Here is a 15172-nt window from a genome sequence, read left to right as displayed (position 1 = left end):
GGGGCTCCTCCTCTCAGCCGGTGACGAGGGTGATCTGCCGCGCGACGCAGGCCGGCCGCTCGACACCCTCGATCTCGACGACGTAGCGGGTGACGACCTGGGTCCCCTTCGGCAGGTCGTTGACCTCCTCGAAGGTCGCGGTCCCCCGGATCCGCGAGCCGACCCGCACGGGGTTGGTGAAGCGCACGCTCTCCAGGCCGTAGTTGAGCCGGGCGCTGCCGAGCTCGAGCGTGAAGAGCTCGGCGCCGAAGGAGGGCAGCAGCGACAGGGTGAGGAAGCCGTGCGCGATGGTGCCGCCGAAGGGGCCGGCCTCGGCGCGCTCGACGTCGACGTGGATCCACTGGTGGTCCTCGGTGGCGTCGGCGAAGAGGTCGACCCGCTCCTGGGTGATCTCGACCCACTCGGTGCTGCCGAGCTCGTGCCCGACGAGCGCCCGCAGGTCCTCGATGGTGGCGATGGTGCGCGGGGTGCTCATGCGTGTGCCCTCTCGAAGATCGCGGCCAGGCCCTGTCCGCCGCCGATGCACATCGTGGCCAGTCCGTACCGGCCCTCGCGGCGGTGCAGCTCGCGGGCCAGGGCGCCGGTCATCCGGCCGCCGGTGGCCCCGACGGGGTGGCCCAGGGAGATGCCCGAGCCGTGGACGTTGGTGCGCTCGTGGTCGGTCTGGGTGAAGCCCCACTCGCGCATCACCGCCAGGGCCTGCGCGGCGAAGGCCTCGTTGAGCTCGATGACGTCGATGTCGGCCAGGGTCAGCCCCGCGATGTCCAGCGCCTTGGCCGTCGCCGGGACCGGGCCGATGCCCATGGTCCGTGGTGGTGTGCCCGCCACGGCCCACGACCGCAGGCTCATCAGCGGGGTCAGGCCCTGCGCGGCCGCGGTCGCACGATCAGCGACGACGACGAAGGCGGCCGCGTCGTTCTGCCCCGAGGCGTTGCCCGCGGTCACGGTCGCCTCGGGATCGCCCGCGCCCAGGATCGGGCGCAGCCGGGCCAGGGACTCCATCGAGGTGTCGGGGCGGATGTGCTCGTCGACCTCGACGAGCAGGTCCTCGCCCCGACGCTGCGGCACGCGCACCGGCACGATCTCCTGCGCGAGCAGCCCCTCGCGCTGCGCCGCCGCGGCGCGCTGGTGGGACTGCACCGCCAGCGCGTCCTGCTCCTCGCGGCTGATGGAGTACTCGCGGCGCAGGTTCTCCGCCGTCTCGATCATCCCGCCCGGCACCGGGTAGTTCACCCCGCCCGCGGTCTCGCGGCCGCGGCTCATCATGTCGTGCACGTGCACGCCGGTGCCCTTCGCGCCCCAGCGCATGTCCATGGAGTAGAAGGGCGCGTTGCTCATCGACTCCACCCCACCGGCCACGACGCAGTCGTTGGCGCCGGTGAGGACCTGCATCACGCCCTGGATGATCGCCTGCAGACCCGAACCGCAACGCCGGTCGAGCTGCATGCCGGTCGTCGTGACCGGCAGACCGGCATCCAGCGCGACGACCCGGCCGATGGCCGGGGCCTCGCCGTTGGCGTAGCAGTGGCCCAGGATCACGTCCTCGACCACGGCCGGGTCGATGCCCGTGCGCTCGATCAGACCGGTCATCAGCTGGGTGCCGATCTGGGCGGGCAGCAACGGCCGCATCGAACCACCGAACGCACCGACCGCGGTGCGGTACGGGGCGCAGACGACGACGTCCTTGGGGTCACGCATGAGAGATCTCCTGGGCTGGTGAGGGGATAGATGACATGACAGGGATGACCGGCCGCGGCCGGTCACATGAAGCGACCGCCGGTGACCTCCAGCACGGTGCCGGTCATGTACGAGGACAGGTCGCTGGCCAGGAACAGCGCGACCGAGGCGACCTCGGCGGGCTCGCCCGCGCGCTGCATGGGGATCTCGGCCATCTTCTGCTCCCAGGCCTTGCTCGGCATGGCCTCGGTCATCGCCGAACGGATCAGCCCGGGCGCGATCGCGTTGACCCGCACCCCGTGATGGGCCATCTCCTTGGCCGCGGCCTTGGTCATGCCCACGATGCCCGCCTTGGCGGCCGAGTAGTTCGTCTGGCCGACCATGCCGACCTTGCCCGACAGGGAGGAGATGTTGACGATGGCGCCGGCCTTCTGCTCGCGCATCACCGCCGCCGCCAGCCGGGTGCCGTTCCAGCAGCCCTTGAGGTGGACCGCGATCACCTGGTCGAAGGCGTCCTCGTCCATCGTGCGCATCGTCGCGTCCCGGGTGATACCGGCGTTGTTGACGAAGACGTCGAGGCTGCCCCACCGCTGCCGCGCGGTGTCGATCAGCGCCTGGACCTGCCCGGCGTCGACGACGTCGCACGCCACACCGACCGCCTCCCCGCCCAGCGACGCCGCCGCCTCCCGCGCGCGGGCGCCGTCGAGGTCGCCGATGACGACCCTCGCACCCGCCCGGGCGAGCTCCTGCGCCATGGCCAGGCCGAGGCCCTGGGCGCCGCCGGTGATGACGGCGACCTTGTCGGTGAGCAGTGTCATGCGTGAGCTCCTTCGTCGAGGGTGAGGTGGTCGTGGGGATGGTCAGGGCCGAGGAGGGCGGCGCACCGATCGGCGCCGAGGCGCTCGGCGAGCACCTCTCGGGTGTGCTGGCCGACGACGGGCGCTGCGCGTGGAGCGGCTCGGAGCCCGTCGACGACGAGCGGCGAGCCGGGTGCGAGGTGCGAGCCGACACCCGGCTGGTCCAGGGGCGCGAAGAGGGGGTTGTCCGCGAGGTCGCGGGCCGCTGCGTCGAGGTCCCGGTAGGCCGACCACAGCAGGCGCCGCCCCTCGCACGCCGCGACGAGACCGGCGAGGTCACGCCGGGCGAACCACGGCGCGAGCAGCGCGGCGACGAGCTCGCGGTGCTCGTACCGCGCGGTCTCGTCGTCGAGGTCGATCTCCAGACCGCGCTCGACGGCGCGGACCCCGTCCGCGAGGCCGGTCACCTCGAGCAGGGTGCGCCAGTGCCGCGTCGTGAGGACGACGAGCATGATCCGGGTCCCGTCGGCGAGCTCGAAGTCACGACCGAAGGTCCCGTAGACGTAGTTACCGTCAGGAGCCCGGTCGACGCCGTCGACCTGGGCCTGGGTGTACAGGCCCAAGTTGCCCATCGTGGCCAGCGCGACGTCCTCGAGGGCCAGGGCGATGCTGCTGCCCTCCCCCGTCGCGTCGCGGTGCCGCAGCGCGGCGAGCACGCCGTTCGCGAGGTAGAGCCCGGCCGCGACGTCCCAGGCCGGCAGCACGTGGTTGACCGGGGCGCCCGAGCCGGCCGGGCCGGTCACCGCCTGCATGCCCGACGACGCCTGCACGAGGTAGTCCACCGAGGCCTCGCCCGTCCACCTACCCGTGAGCTGCACGTGGACGAGACGCGGGGAGCGCGCCCTCAGGGCGGCTTCACCAGCAGCACCGCGGTGGGACGCGTTCGCGATGACCGCGTCGACCCCAGCGGCGAGCTCGGCGACGACGTCCTGGCCCTCGGGGGTCGTGAGGTCGACCTCGATCGCCCTCTTGCCCTTGTTGAGGCCGCTCCAGTAGTAGCTCGTGCCCGACGCGGCGACGGGCAGCCGAGACCGGTCGGCGGCCCCGCCTGGGGGCTCGACCCGCACGACGTCGGCACCCAGCTGGGCGAGCGTCAGCCCGGCCAGCGGCGTCGCGACGTAGCTCGACAGCTCGAGCACGGTGACCCCGGAGAGCAGACCTGTGGTCATGACGTCACCGCCCGAGGAAGTCCGGTCGGCGGCGCTGCGCGAAGGCGCTCTGGCCCTCGGCGAAGTCCTCGGTGCCGAAGAGGGCGAGCTGGGCCGCGCTTTCGGCGGTCATCGCGTCGTCGAGAGCGGGCGGCAGCGTCGCCATGAGCTCCTTCGTCGCGCGAAGGGAGAGCGGCGCCAGCCCGGCGAGACGCTCGGCGACCCCCAGGGCGTGCTCGAGAGCGGTTCCCGCAGCGACCCGCTCGTCGACCAGGCCCCAGCCGTGGGCCGCGTCGGCGGGCACGGTGCTCGCCGTGAGGAGCAGCTGCTTGGCGCGGGACCAGCCGACCCGGCGGGTGAGCGCCCAGGTCGCGCCGGCGTCGGCCGTGAGGCCGACCTTGGCGAAGGAGGCGCAGAAGCGGGCGTCCTGCGCGGCGACGACGACGTCGCAGGCGGCCGCGACGGCCAGTCCGGCGCCGAAGGCACCCCCTTCGACCGCGGCGACGACGGGCACGGGGCACTCGACGATCGCCCGGGTCACCGCCTCCATCGCGACCATCCGCCGCCGGGCGACCTCCAGGTCGGCCGTCATCGTCGAGACGTCGCCGCCGGCGCAGAAGACCGCACCCGCCCCGGTGAGGACGACTGCTCGGACGTCATCGGCGGCGGTGGCCTCGACGAGGGCGTCGGCGAGGGCCACCCGCTCCTGCATCCCCAGCGCGTTGCGACGCTCGGGGCGGTTGAGCACGAGGACGCGCACGCTGCCGTGCTGCTCTACCCGGACCGCGTCTGCGGCACTCATCGGGTCGACGCCCCGCGGATCATCTGCTTGGCGATGATCGTGCGCTGGATCTCGCTCGTGCCCTCGTAGAGACGGAAGAGCCGGGCGTCGCGGTAGAAGCGCGACACCTTCGACTCCTGCATGTAGCCCATGCCCCCGTGGACCTGGACCGCCCGGTCGGCCACCCGGTCGACCATCTCGCTGCAGTAGAGCTTCGCCGCGGACGGCCCGAGCCGTCGGTCGCTGCCGTCGTCGTAGGCGCGGGCCGCCTCGAGGACGAGCGCTCGACCGGCCATCGTCTCGGTGCGGCAGTCCGCGAGCATCCCCTGCACCAGCTGGAAGTCGGCGATGCGGGCGCCGCCCTGCGTCTGGTCGAGGGAGTGCTGGAGGGCCTCGTGGGTCAGTCGTTCGGCGAGCCCGACGCACAGCGCGCCGATGTGCAGGCGTCCCTTCGCCAGCGATCGCATCGCAGCGGAGAAGCCCTCGCCCTCGACGCCGCCGACGAGGCACTCAGCCCCCACCCTCACCTCGTCGAGGTAGACCTCGGCGGTGTGCGCGCCCCGCTGGCCCATCTTCGCGTCCTTCGGGCCGACCGTCACGCCCTCGAGCGAGGCGTCGACGACGAAGACCGAGATCCCCTTCGTGCCCTCGGAGACGTCGCCCGTGCGGGCGAAGACCATGAAGAGATCGGCCTGGGGCGCGTTCGTGATGTACCGCTTCTGCCCGCTGATGACGTAGTCGTCACCGTCGCGCACCGCCTTCGTGCGCAGCCCCGAGGGGTCCGATCCGGCGTCGGGCTCGGTGAGCGCGAAGGACGCGACGAGCTCGCCCGCCGCCAGGCCAGGCAGGTAGGTCTGCTTCTGCTCGTCGGTGCCGAAGTTCACGAGCACCTGACCGGCGATGCCGTTGTTCGTGCCGAACATCGATCGGAAGGCAGGGGTCGTGCGCCCGATGACCATCGCCAGGCGCACCTCCTCGCTCATCGTCAGCCCCAGCCCGCCGTACTCCTCGGGCAGGGCGTACCCGAAGAGACCCATGTCGGCCGCGGCGCGCCGGACGTGCTCCGGGATCGCGTCGGTGCTCTCGATCTCGTCCTCGGCAGGCACGACGACCTTCTCCACGAGGGTCGCCACGGTCGCCAGGACCTCGTCGAACTCGGTGCTCTCCACGTCGATCTCCTTCGTCGTGCTCGATGTCTGGGGTGTCAGCCGACGACGCGCGCGGCGCGCAGCTCGGCCAGGTCCTGCGGTGTGATCCCGATGCCGGCAAGGACGTCGCCCGTGTCCTGCCCGAGGGCGGGCACGTCGCCCATGACGAGCTCGACGTCGTCGAAGGTCATCGGGGGCAGGAGGGCCTCGACCTGCCCGCCCTCGGTCCCGACCTTGCGCCAGCGGTCCCGGGAGGCGAGCTGCGGGTGCTCGACGAGCCCCGCCATGTCGTTGACCTGCGCCGCGGCGACACCGGCGGCCGCCAGGCGCTCCTCGAGCTCGTCGGTGGACCATGCGACGGTCCGGCGGGCCACCTCGGCGTCGCACTCGGCCCGCGCCGCGACCCGCAGGACGTTGGTCGTGAAGCGGGCGTCCGCGGCGAGCGCGGGGTCGTCGAGGACCTCCGCGCACAGTGCCTGCCAGCCGCGGTCGTTCTGCACCCCGACGAGCACCTGGCCGTCAGAGGTCGGGTAGGCGTCGTACGGCGCGATGGCCGCGTGGCTCAGACCCATCCGGGGCAGCTGCCGGTCGTCGTACATCTGCACGTACATCGGGTGGCCCAGCCACTCGACCGTGGAGTCGAACATCGAGACCTCGACGAGCGCTCCCTGCCCGGTGCGCTCGCGACGGTAGAGCGCAGAGAGCACCGAGGTGAGCACGTACATCCCGGCGGCGATGTCCGCGGTCGGGATCCCGGTCTTCGTCGCGTGCTCGGGCGTGCCGGTGATCGACACGAGACCCGACTCGGCCTGCACGAGCATGTCGTAGGCCTTGCGGTCCGCGCGGGGGCCGCTCGAGCCGTACCCGCTGAGGTTGACGACGACGAGACGCTCGTCGCGCTCGCGCAGCTGCCGACCGCCGAGTCCCAGACGCTCCGCGGCACCGGGCGCGAGGTTCTGCACGAAGACGTCAGCCTCCGCGACGAGGCGCTCGACGAGGGTCAGCCCTTCCGGCGACTTGAGGTCGATCTCGACGGACCGCTTGCCCCGGTTGAGCCAGACGAAGTGGCTGGCGACACCACGCACGGTCGCGTCGTAGGCCCGGGCGAAGTCGCCCTCGCCGACCCTCTCGACCTTGATGACCGTCGCACCGAGGTCCGCGAGATGACGGGTGGCCAGCGGCGCGGCGACGGCCTGCTCGAGGGCCACGACGACGACGCCCTCGAGGGGCAGCAGCGGTGAGGTCGACGACGGCGTTGTCATGTCCTCAGACTGCCCACACCAATTATGTCGATCAAGGGCATAGTGGGTATGGCACTGATATACCTGATAGAAGAATCCGGTTCACCGACCCGCCCTGGAGGGCACCTCCATGGACCTGCACCACGTCACCGCCTTCCTCGCCGTCGCCGAGGAGCTGCACTTCGGGCGGGCGGCCGCGCGGCTGCACATGGCGCAGCCGCCGCTGAGCCGCACCATCCAGCAGCTGGAGCGCCAGCTCGGGGCTCCCCTCTTCGAACGGACGACCCGATCGGTGCGGCTGACGCCGCAGGGTGCCGCGCTCGTCGACCCGGCCCGCGAGATCGTCCGGTCCTTCAAGACGGCCGAGCGCACGGTCGCCTACGCCGGCAGGGGCGAGATCGGCGAGGTGCGGGTCGGCTTCGCCGGGCCGTCCTCGCACCGCCCGATCAGCCAGCTGGCCCGCCGGGTCCGGCGCGACCTGCCCGGGGTCGAGCTGACCCTCACGAGCACGACGTACGGCAGCGGCGCAATCGAGCGGATCCAGGAGGGCTCGCTCGACCTCGCGATCGTCATGTACCCGAGTGTCCCCGTCGGTCTCGGCTCTCGCGTGGTCGCGGTCAACCGCTTCGTCGTCGTCCTGCCAGAGGACCACCCCCTCGCCGACCAGGACGCCGTGACGATGGCCGATCTCGCCGACGAGTCGTGGGTCATGCTGCAGCCCACGAGCGGGTCGACTCTGCGCGAGCTCACCCTGCGCAAGGCACAGGACGCGGGCTTCATGCCGAAGATCGCGCAGTACGCCCCCGACTCGTGGACGATCTTCGCGCTCGTCGCGGCCGGCGTCGGCGTCACGCTCACGGTCGACACCGCCTTCGGCGCCGGGCCCGGCCAGGAGGGTCTCGTCGTCGTCCCCCTGAGCGGCAGCTCGCAGCGAGCACCAGCACGCCTGCTGTGGCGCTCGGAGGACTCCAGCCCCGCGCTGCGTCAGGTGCTCGCGCTCTCCGAGGACGCCCTGCCGACCCCGCCCGAGGTCACGGACTGAGGCGGCGGGCGCGAGCGGCCGCGGCCAGCACGAGCGTGGCCGCCGCGGCGACCGCCGTGCCGGTGTGCACGAGGGCGGGCGAGCCCGCCGAGTAGACGACCGCGACCCAGGCGTAGCCCGTCGCGAGACCGGTGAAACGACCGGTGTTGTGCACCCCGGTCGCCAGGCCGCTGGACGCACCGACGGACCCGAGCAGGACGACGGCAGCCATGCTCTGCACGGTGGCGATGGCGCACCCCAGGAGCAGCAGGAGCGCCGCGATCGGGAGGACGACGCCGGGTCCCGTGGCCACCCCTTCGAGGGTCGCGACGGCCAGGGGGACCACGACGAGCGCGACGAGACCCCCGGCGAGGGTCGGACCGGCTCCGACCCGTCGCGCCACCCGGGCGGCGACCGGGGCGAAGAGCACCATGCCGACGGCGACGGCAGCCGTCACGGCTCCGATCGCCCCTGCCGTGAGGCCGACGTCACGCCCGAGGTAGAGGGGCACGCTGACGAGGGTGATGCCCATCGCGGCCATGCCCGCCGCCGCGGCCGCGGTGCTCACGAGGTACGCCGGGTCGCGCAGCACCCCCCGACCCAGCAGGTGCCCACTAGGACGGCGCGGCCGCAGGGCCCAGCCGAGCAGGGCGAGACCGGCCCCGACGAGGGCGGCGCTCGGCCCGGGGGCGCCGCCCTGGCCGGCCCAGGTCATGCCGACGACGAGCAACCCGGCCCCGGCGACGAGCTGGGCGGTCCCACCGACCTCGACGGGCTGCTGCACGGCGGGCACCGCGGGCACGAAGCGCAAGAGGCAGAGGAGACCGGCAGCGCAGACGAGCGCGTACACGAGGAAGAGACCACGCCACCCGACGGCGTCAGAGACGAGGCCCCCGGCCGGCGGGCCGACAGCCTGACCGACCCCGATGGCCGAGGCCCATGCCGCCATGGAGCGCCGACGCATCTCGGGCCAGAAGTGCAGGAGGCCCTGGTGGATCGCCGGGGGGATGCCCGAGCAGGCGACGCCCTGCACCGCCCTCGCCGCGACGAGCCCGGCCAGCCCGGTCGCCGACGCGGCAGCGACCTGCACGAGCACCATGAGCACGAGCGAGAGCACGAGGAAGCGGGTCGCGCCGATACGGGTGCAGGCCCATCCGGCGACGGGCGCCACCGCCACCATCGCGACGGTGAAGGCGCTGACCGCGAGGACCATCTGCGAGGGGGCCGCACCGAGGTCGGCGCCGATGTCGTTGATCGGCGCCGACATCAGGGTGCTCGCGAGCGTGCCGAGCGTCGTCGTGCCGAGCAGGGAGACGTAGGCCGCCCTGCCCGGCGCGGCGATGCTCACCGCAGGTACAGCCTCACCGTGTCGATCTCCTCGCGGAGCAGACGGACGTCCTCGACGCTGGGCGGCCTGGTCACCTGGACGTCCCGCCTGACCGCGAGGTCCCAGCCGGTCGCCGCTCGCACGTCGTCGACGCTGACCCCCGGGTGCGTCGCCGCGAGCTCGAGCTCGCCGAGTCGGTCGCGGCGGCGCAGGACGCCCAGGGGCGTGATGACGGTGCGCACCCCGAAGCCCCGCGGTTGCATCACCGCCGGGTCGCGCGACGCGAGCACTGGGCTCGGCGAGGTGCAGAAGTCGACCTCCGCCGGCAGCGCCGACGGGTCGTGCCGGCGCAGCACGACGACCACCTCCGCCGCGCTCGCGATGATGTCGCTCGCACCACCGGACCCGGGCAGACGCACCTGCGGACGGTCGCGCGATCCGATGAAGCTCGTGTTGATGGTGCCCCACCGGTCGACCTGGGCCGCTCCGAGGAAGCCGACGTCGACGTGACCGCCCTGGAGGACGTAGCCGAAGAGCGCCTCCATCGACACGACGGCCTCGGCCCCGGACACGAGCACCGAGTCGGCGATGCCCTCGGCCATCGCCTCGGGGTGCGCCCCGACGACGCCCGACTCGTAGATGAGCTCGACGTGGGGGTTGATGGTGCGCCGCGCCAGGTCGACGGCGAGCGTGGGCAGGCCCACCCCGGCGAAGACCCGCCCGACTCCGGCGAGCTCGCGCGCCGCGACGGCGGCGAGGAACTCGGTGCTTGCGGGGTCGACGTCCGAGGCCGCCGCGAGGTCGAGGTGCGTCGTCATGCCTGCCTCCTGCCGTAGCTGACCGACCCGGACGGCGCGGGTGCGACCTCGAGGGTCTGCCACCGCTCGTCGCCGAGCCGGGCGAGGTACTCCTCGTGGTCAGCCGTCTCCAGCACCCACTCGCGCACCCACTGACGGATGCGCTGCTTGTCCTTGCTGATCGCGGTCCACTCTCGGTAGAAGGCGCTGTCACGGTCGTAGCAGCCCTGCGCGTACGAAGGGTGCGCACCGCGGGGCACGTGGCACACGGCGTCGACGGCGTGCGCCGGCAGGATCGTGCGGTTCGGGTCGGACCGGATCACCTCGGGAGCCACGACCTCCTCGACCGTCACGACCACCGAGCCGGCTGCGTACGCCGCCTCTTGCTGGGCCCCGGTGATCCCCCACATCTGCACGTTGCCGAGGCCATCGGCCCGCTGGGCGTGGATGATCGTCACGTCGGGCTTGAGCGGTGGCACGACGTGCACGAGACCCTCGCCGTACGGGCTGTCGACCGTGCGGATCTGGGGGTTGAGGTCCGGCAGGTCGCTGCCCGCGTAAGAGCGAAGGGGGTAGAAGGGCAGGTCTGCGGCCCCGGCCCGGTAGCGGCAGTACATCCCGTAGTGGCTCAGCTCCTCGACGGCCAGCGGCGCAGGGTCGTGCGACTCGACCCGCCGCCGGATCTCGTAGAGCGACCCCGCCGAGCCGCTGGCGAAGAAGCTCGCGACAAGACGGTCGACGCAGCCGGCCGCGAGGAGCTGGTCGGTGATGATGTCGGGCGTCATCCGGCAGATCGTCAGGCCGGTGCGCCCCTGCCGGATGATCTCGTGCCCGGCGGCGAAGGGGATGAGGTGGCCGAAGCCCTCGAGAGCGACCGTCGCGCCGTCGGTGACGTAGCGGGCCACCGCGTCGCGCAGCGGCACGACCTTGTCGGTCCTCATGCGCCCACCCGGTCCAGCACGGGGGCGTCGACGGCCTCGGGGAGCTCCGGTCGCTCGACGAGCACCCGCAGCGCGACGGCGAGCGCGGCGCCGACGACGAGCCCGGCGAGGCTGCTCGTGAGCTCGGGGGCGAGCATCGCCAGACCGGCGCCGAAGGCGACGACCCGGGTCAGCAGCCCCAGCGGTCGCTCGACGACGGGGAGCCAGCCCTCGAAGGCCGAGCCCATGAAGACGACCCCGACCACCGCGAAGGCGAAGGTGTAGGCGATCTCGCCGGCACCGGCCTGAGCGACCAGCGCCGGGTTGAGGGCGAAGCAGAAGGGGATGATGTACTTCACCGCCCCGAGCTTCATCGCGGTGAAACCGGTCGCCATCGGAGGGGCCTTGGCGATCCCCGCTGCGGCGAACGCAGCCAGCGCGACGGGGGGCGTGATGTAGGACGCCGCCGCCCAGTAGATGACGAAGAGGTGCGCCGCGACCGGGTCCACCCCGAGGGCGACGAGGGCGGGTGCCATGACGATGGCGAGGAAGACGTAGACGGCAGAGACCGTCATGCCCATCCCGAGGACGAAGCACGTGATGGCCCCGGCGACGAGGATGAGCAGGACGTTGTCGCCGACGGCGGCCACGAGCTCGCGGGCCAGCGAGAGCGAGACACCCGACATCGACAGACCACCGACGATGAGCCCGACGCCGGCGATGATGCCGAAGATCTCCGCGACGCTGCGCCCCGTGTCGAGGACGACGCCCCCGAGGTCGCGGATCCCCACCCGTCCGGAGCGCCGGACGAGCGCGATGACGAGCATGAGCGCGACGGTGACGAAGGGGGCCTGGGCCTCGTCCTTGCGCACGACGAGCAGGAAGGTGAGCACGGCGATGGCGAGGACGTACGGCCAGCCCGCGGCGAGGGTCGGGAGGACCTTCGGCAGCATCGAGCGCGGCTCTCCGCGCAGTCCGCTGCGCGCCGCGTACGCGTCGACCTGGGTGAAGATGCCGAGGTAGTACAGGGCGGCAGGGATCGCGGCCGCGATGGCGACCTCGCTGTACGGGATTCCGAGGAAGGACACCATGAGGAAGGCCGCGGTGCCCATGATGGGCGGGGTGATCGAGCCCCCGGTCGCAGCGGTGGCCTCGATACCGCCCGCGTAGCGCGCCGGGTAGCCGGCCCGCTTCATCGCGGGGATCGTCATCGGGCCGGTCGTCAGCACGTTCGAGACCGCGCTTCCGCTCATCATGCCCATCGCGGCCGAGCTGCCGACGGCGACCTTGGCCGAGCCGCCGCGCGAGGCGCCCAGCGCGCCACGGGCGAGGTCGACGAAGAAGTCGGCTCCGCCGGTCCGCTGGAGGACCACGCCGAAGAGGAGGAATCCGACGAGGATGACCGCCGCGGTCTGCAGCGGCAGGCCGAGGATCGAGTCGCTGCCCAGCGCGTGCATCATCGCGGCGCCGTTGCTGTCGAACTGGATCCCCTGGAGGAAGCCGACCGGGACGGACCCGGCGATCATCGGGTAGAGCGAGAAGACGCCGGCGATCACGGTGACGACCAGCCCCGCGGTGCGGCGCAGCGCCTCGAGGGTGAGCCCCCACAGCACGTAGCTGAGCACGACCGCCGTCGTCGGGGCGGCGTAGTCCCAGCCGAGGGTGGCGATGTTCTCGGCGTTCACGGCGAAGTAGATGTTCGTCGCGGCGGTGACGGCGACGAGGACGGCGTCGTACCAGGGGACGGCGAATCGCGACGGCGGCAGCGGTGCTCCCGGGGCCTCGAGCTCGTCGACGGCGTCAGGTCCGTCCTTCGGGGCGACCTTGCGGGCGCGGAAGAAGACGAAGACGAGCGAGCCGAAGCACGCGAGGAGGTAGTAGAGGAACTCGTTGCGCAGCATCCCGCCGCCGAGGAGGTCCCACAAGAAGACCTGGTTGAGCACGAGGAAGAGGCCCAGGAGGGTGACGACGAGGGCGAAGGCCCGCCACGCCTGCTCACGGACGGTGGTGGCCGAGTCAGTCATCGAGGTTCTCCTTCTTCCAGGTCGCCCACGCGGCCGCGAGCTCGTCGTCGGACACGTCGGCCATCGCCTGCCAGCCACGTGCGAGCTGCTCCTCGCGCTCGAGCAGCTCGTCCTGCCTGCGCTGCGAGCTCTCCGGCCACATGTCCCGCTCCTCGAGGAGGCGGATGAGCCCGGGGTGGAAGGGCACCTGCACGGGTGCCGTCATCGCCTCGTCGATGCCCCAGTCGGGGGTGGTCGCGGTCGCCTTCTCGTACGCCGGGTAGGTGTCGACGATGTCCCGGGCGAAGGCGTAGACGAGGTCGTCGTCGCTCTCCGCGTAGGTGATGAGGGGCACCGAGTAGATCATCCCGATGTCAGACCCGGACCCCTTCTGGCCGGGCGCGCCGGTGAAGCTGCCCAGGCGCACGGAGGGCGAGGTCTCGCGGATCGTCGCCTCGTCCTTCTCGTCCAGCTCGACCCACCGCACCGTCGCCGCGCTCTCCAGCTCGAAGAGGGAGGACCCGTAGACCTGCTGGAAGAGGATGTCGAGCTTGCCGGACTTCAGCGCATCCGCCTGCTCGCCGTAGCTGATCGGCACGAGCTCGACGTCCTCGCGCGTCAGACCACCCGCGGCGAGGAAGGACGTGATCTTGCCGTTGACCGAGGGGTTGGCCGTGATGAGGGGGATCTTCTTGCCACGCAGGTCGGCGAGGTCGACGATGCCCGTGCGAGAGGTCGTCAGCAGGCTGTGCGGCGCGACGGGTCCCCAGACGACCCGGGTCGGCTGCGGCCCCCACTCCCGCGTGGCGAACTCGTGCTCTGCCTCGAAGGCGAAGATGTACTCGTCACCCGTGCGGGCGAAGGTCGCCTGGCCGGAGCGCAGCGGTGTCATCCGGCCGATGGCAGTGTCGGAGGTGACGATGCGGATGTTGACGTCCTTGGCGTTCGTCATCGCGTTGGCGACGGCGGCGACGTCGGCGTAGGTCGCGGTGCCCGTGCCGTAGGTGGCGACCACGGCCATCGCGAGACGGCCGTCGCGCAGCACCGCCCCCTTCGCCGTCCCGCAGGCGCTGAGCAGGGCGCTGCCGAGGAGCAGACCCCCGGCCCCCAAGAAGTCGCGTCGTCGCATCATCCGTCCAATCACCGTTGATCGTCCTGGCTCCGGCACGAGGCCGGTCGACGACCACCCTGCCCGGACCGCGCGCCGCAACTCCAATACTTCTCATCCGGCGAACTGATACCCCGAACGTATCGACGAGTGCTCGCTCGATATCTCGGGGCGTTGTAATCATGGTCGAGGCCCGTCATCTCGGGACCGCCGACCACCTGAGAGGACGGCCGCGATGACGGCACCCGGGACCGAAGACCTCCGCCAGCTCCTCGCCGTCTGGCCGGACGACGACGACCCGTCGGGCGGCTGGAGGCTGCGTGGTCGCGACCAGCCCCACCCGGCGGACCGGGTCTTCGGCGGGCTCCAGCTCGCGCAGGCCGTGAGCTGCGCCGCGGCGACGGCGCCCGAGGCGCACGTGCCCATCGGGCTCCAGGCCGACTTCCTCGCCGGCGTCCCTGTGACCGGCGAGAGCTCCTGGCGCGTCGACGACCTCGGGACCAGTCCAGGCACCTCGGCGCGGCGCGCCGACCTCCTCGACGACGGCCGCAGCGCCTTCACCTGCGTCGTCCGCCTGGGACGTGTGCGGGAGGACCTGCCGGGGTACAGCGAGGTACGCCCGCGGGAGTGCCCACCCCCGGACGACCTCGTCGGCCTTCCCGAGCGGTACGGCGAGGACGAGCGGGTGCCGCCGTGGTGGTCCCGACCACGGCCGGTCGACTTCCGTCACGTCGAGACCCCGGCCTACACCGCCCCCGTCTCCCCGGCGGTCACCGAGCTCACCACGTGGTGGCGCACGCCCGACCCGATGGACGACCCCGTGCTCGTCGCGTCGTGCCTGGCCTACGTCGCCGACATGAGCGTGCTCGAGCCGGCCTTTCGTCGTCTGGGCTCGGCCCGCCACCTCGCGGGCAGCCGGATCCTCAGCATGAGCCACAGCATGGTCTTCCACGCCCTCCCCCGCCTCGACGGCTGGATGCAGATGGACTGCCGCGTCGAGGTGATGAGCCACGGCCGGGCCCTCGGCGTCGCCGAGATCTTCACGGCGGGCGGAGAGCACGTCGCCACCGTCAGCCAGCTCGGCCTCATCAAGACCGGCTGAGCCGGTCGCAGACGCGCGAAGGGGGACGAGGCCAGGCCTCGT

14 protein-coding genes are annotated in these 15172 nt (G+C 72.3%); 2 read left to right on the top strand and 12 right to left on the bottom strand.

Annotated features, from left to right (window positions below):
* Positions 1 to 13: 13 nt before the first annotated feature.
* The 7 genes from LIV55_RS11515 to LIV55_RS11485 all read right to left on the bottom strand — a co-directional run bounded on the left by LIV55_RS11515 (position 14) and on the right by LIV55_RS11485 (position 6873).
* The gene (locus LIV55_RS11515; RefSeq protein WP_229300278.1) at positions 14 to 475 is read right to left on the bottom strand and encodes a MaoC family dehydratase; all 462 of its coding nucleotides are present in this window, start codon (positions 473 to 475) and stop codon (positions 14 to 16) included.
* On the bottom strand, positions 472 to 1698 hold the full coding sequence (locus LIV55_RS11510; protein WP_229300277.1) for an acetyl-CoA C-acetyltransferase: 1227 nt from the start codon (positions 1696 to 1698) through the stop codon (positions 472 to 474). Before LIV55_RS11510 ends, LIV55_RS11515 begins: the two co-directional genes overlap by 4 nt.
* A gap of 62 nt (positions 1699 to 1760) precedes the next feature.
* Positions 1761 to 2495, bottom strand: coding sequence for a 3-oxoacyl-ACP reductase FabG (fabG, locus tag LIV55_RS11505; RefSeq protein WP_229300276.1), 735 nt, complete (start codon positions 2493 to 2495; stop codon positions 1761 to 1763).
* Complete coding sequence (locus LIV55_RS11500; protein ID WP_229300275.1) at positions 2492 to 3703, bottom strand: CoA transferase; 1212 nt, start codon at positions 3701 to 3703, stop codon at positions 2492 to 2494. Before LIV55_RS11500 ends, fabG begins: the two co-directional genes overlap by 4 nt.
* A gap of 4 nt (positions 3704 to 3707) precedes the next feature.
* Positions 3708 to 4484 carry an enoyl-CoA hydratase/isomerase family protein gene (locus LIV55_RS11495; RefSeq protein ID WP_229300274.1) on the bottom strand — a complete coding sequence of 259 codons (777 nt, stop codon included), beginning with the start codon at positions 4482 to 4484 and terminating at the stop codon, positions 3708 to 3710.
* On the bottom strand, positions 4481 to 5632 hold the full coding sequence (locus LIV55_RS11490) for an acyl-CoA dehydrogenase family protein (RefSeq protein ID WP_191682165.1): 1152 nt from the start codon (positions 5630 to 5632) through the stop codon (positions 4481 to 4483). The genes LIV55_RS11495 and LIV55_RS11490 overlap by 4 nt, the downstream gene beginning before the upstream one ends.
* A gap of 35 nt (positions 5633 to 5667) precedes the next feature.
* Positions 5668 to 6873, bottom strand: coding sequence for a CaiB/BaiF CoA transferase family protein (locus LIV55_RS11485; RefSeq protein WP_229300273.1), 1206 nt, complete (start codon positions 6871 to 6873; stop codon positions 5668 to 5670).
* Between the two features lie 109 nt (positions 6874 to 6982).
* Between LIV55_RS11485 and LIV55_RS11480 the strand changes: the two genes are divergently transcribed.
* The gene (locus LIV55_RS11480) at positions 6983 to 7894 is read left to right on the top strand and encodes a LysR substrate-binding domain-containing protein (RefSeq protein WP_191682167.1); all 912 of its coding nucleotides are present in this window, start codon (positions 6983 to 6985) and stop codon (positions 7892 to 7894) included.
* On the opposite strand, the gene LIV55_RS11475 is transcribed toward LIV55_RS11480, so the two are convergent.
* The 5 genes from LIV55_RS11475 to LIV55_RS11455 are packed head-to-tail and all read right to left on the bottom strand — an operon-like array spanning position 7884 to position 14052.
* Positions 7884 to 9221: an MFS transporter gene (locus tag LIV55_RS11475; protein WP_229300272.1), complete on the bottom strand. Its 1338-nt coding sequence runs from the start codon at positions 9219 to 9221 to the stop codon at positions 7884 to 7886. The genes LIV55_RS11480 and LIV55_RS11475 overlap by 11 nt on opposite strands.
* A complete protein-coding gene (locus LIV55_RS11470; RefSeq protein WP_229300271.1) occupies positions 9218 to 10018 on the bottom strand; it encodes a CoA-transferase subunit beta in 801 nt (266 codons plus the stop codon). The genes LIV55_RS11475 and LIV55_RS11470 overlap by 4 nt, the downstream gene beginning before the upstream one ends.
* Complete coding sequence (locus tag LIV55_RS11465) at positions 10015 to 10938, bottom strand: CoA transferase subunit A (RefSeq protein ID WP_229300270.1); 924 nt, start codon at positions 10936 to 10938, stop codon at positions 10015 to 10017. Before LIV55_RS11465 ends, LIV55_RS11470 begins: the two co-directional genes overlap by 4 nt.
* The gene (locus LIV55_RS11460) at positions 10935 to 12941 is read right to left on the bottom strand and encodes a TRAP transporter permease (protein WP_229300269.1); all 2007 of its coding nucleotides are present in this window, start codon (positions 12939 to 12941) and stop codon (positions 10935 to 10937) included. Before LIV55_RS11460 ends, LIV55_RS11465 begins: the two co-directional genes overlap by 4 nt.
* The gene (locus LIV55_RS11455) at positions 12934 to 14052 is read right to left on the bottom strand and encodes a TAXI family TRAP transporter solute-binding subunit (RefSeq protein WP_201464983.1); all 1119 of its coding nucleotides are present in this window, start codon (positions 14050 to 14052) and stop codon (positions 12934 to 12936) included. The genes LIV55_RS11460 and LIV55_RS11455 overlap by 8 nt, the downstream gene beginning before the upstream one ends.
* 211 nt (positions 14053 to 14263) lie before the next feature.
* Here LIV55_RS11455 and LIV55_RS11450 point away from each other — a divergent pair, with 211 nt between their 5' ends.
* On the top strand, positions 14264 to 15130 hold the full coding sequence (locus LIV55_RS11450; RefSeq protein WP_229300268.1) for an acyl-CoA thioesterase: 867 nt from the start codon (positions 14264 to 14266) through the stop codon (positions 15128 to 15130).
* The last annotated feature ends 42 nt before the right edge of the window (positions 15131 to 15172 follow it).

The sequence above is a fragment of the Janibacter melonis genome, from assembly GCF_020567375.1.
GTDB classification, from domain to species: domain Bacteria; phylum Actinomycetota; class Actinomycetes; order Actinomycetales; family Dermatophilaceae; genus Marihabitans; species Marihabitans melonis.
This window is presented reverse-complemented; position numbering and strand designations above follow the sequence as displayed.

Excerpts from the sequence above, each read along its gene's own strand:
- LIV55_RS11495 (WP_229300274.1), bottom strand. The coding sequence starts at position 4,484 with ATGAGTGCCGCAGACGCGGTCCGGGTAGAGCAGCACGGCAGCGTGCGC.
- LIV55_RS11485 (WP_229300273.1), bottom strand. The coding sequence starts at position 6,873 with ATGACAACGCCGTCGTCGACCTCACCGCTGCTGCCCCTCGAGGGCGTC.
- LIV55_RS11450 (WP_229300268.1), top strand. The coding sequence starts at position 14,264 with ATGACGGCACCCGGGACCGAAGACCTCCGCCAGCTCCTCGCCGTCTGG.
- LIV55_RS11500 (WP_229300275.1), bottom strand. The coding sequence starts at position 3,703 with ATGACCACAGGTCTGCTCTCCGGGGTCACCGTGCTCGAGCTGTCGAGC.
- LIV55_RS11510 (WP_229300277.1), bottom strand. The coding sequence starts at position 1,698 with ATGCGTGACCCCAAGGACGTCGTCGTCTGCGCCCCGTACCGCACCGCG.
- fabG (WP_229300276.1), bottom strand. The coding sequence starts at position 2,495 with ATGACACTGCTCACCGACAAGGTCGCCGTCATCACCGGCGGCGCCCAG.
- LIV55_RS11515 (WP_229300278.1), bottom strand. The coding sequence starts at position 475 with ATGAGCACCCCGCGCACCATCGCCACCATCGAGGACCTGCGGGCGCTC.
- LIV55_RS11480 (WP_191682167.1), top strand. The coding sequence starts at position 6,983 with ATGGACCTGCACCACGTCACCGCCTTCCTCGCCGTCGCCGAGGAGCTG.
- LIV55_RS11465 (WP_229300270.1), bottom strand. The coding sequence starts at position 10,938 with ATGAGGACCGACAAGGTCGTGCCGCTGCGCGACGCGGTGGCCCGCTAC.
- LIV55_RS11455 (WP_201464983.1), bottom strand. The coding sequence starts at position 14,052 with ATGATGCGACGACGCGACTTCTTGGGGGCCGGGGGTCTGCTCCTCGGC.
- LIV55_RS11460 (WP_229300269.1), bottom strand. The coding sequence starts at position 12,941 with ATGACTGACTCGGCCACCACCGTCCGTGAGCAGGCGTGGCGGGCCTTC.
- LIV55_RS11470 (WP_229300271.1), bottom strand. The coding sequence starts at position 10,018 with ATGACGACGCACCTCGACCTCGCGGCGGCCTCGGACGTCGACCCCGCA.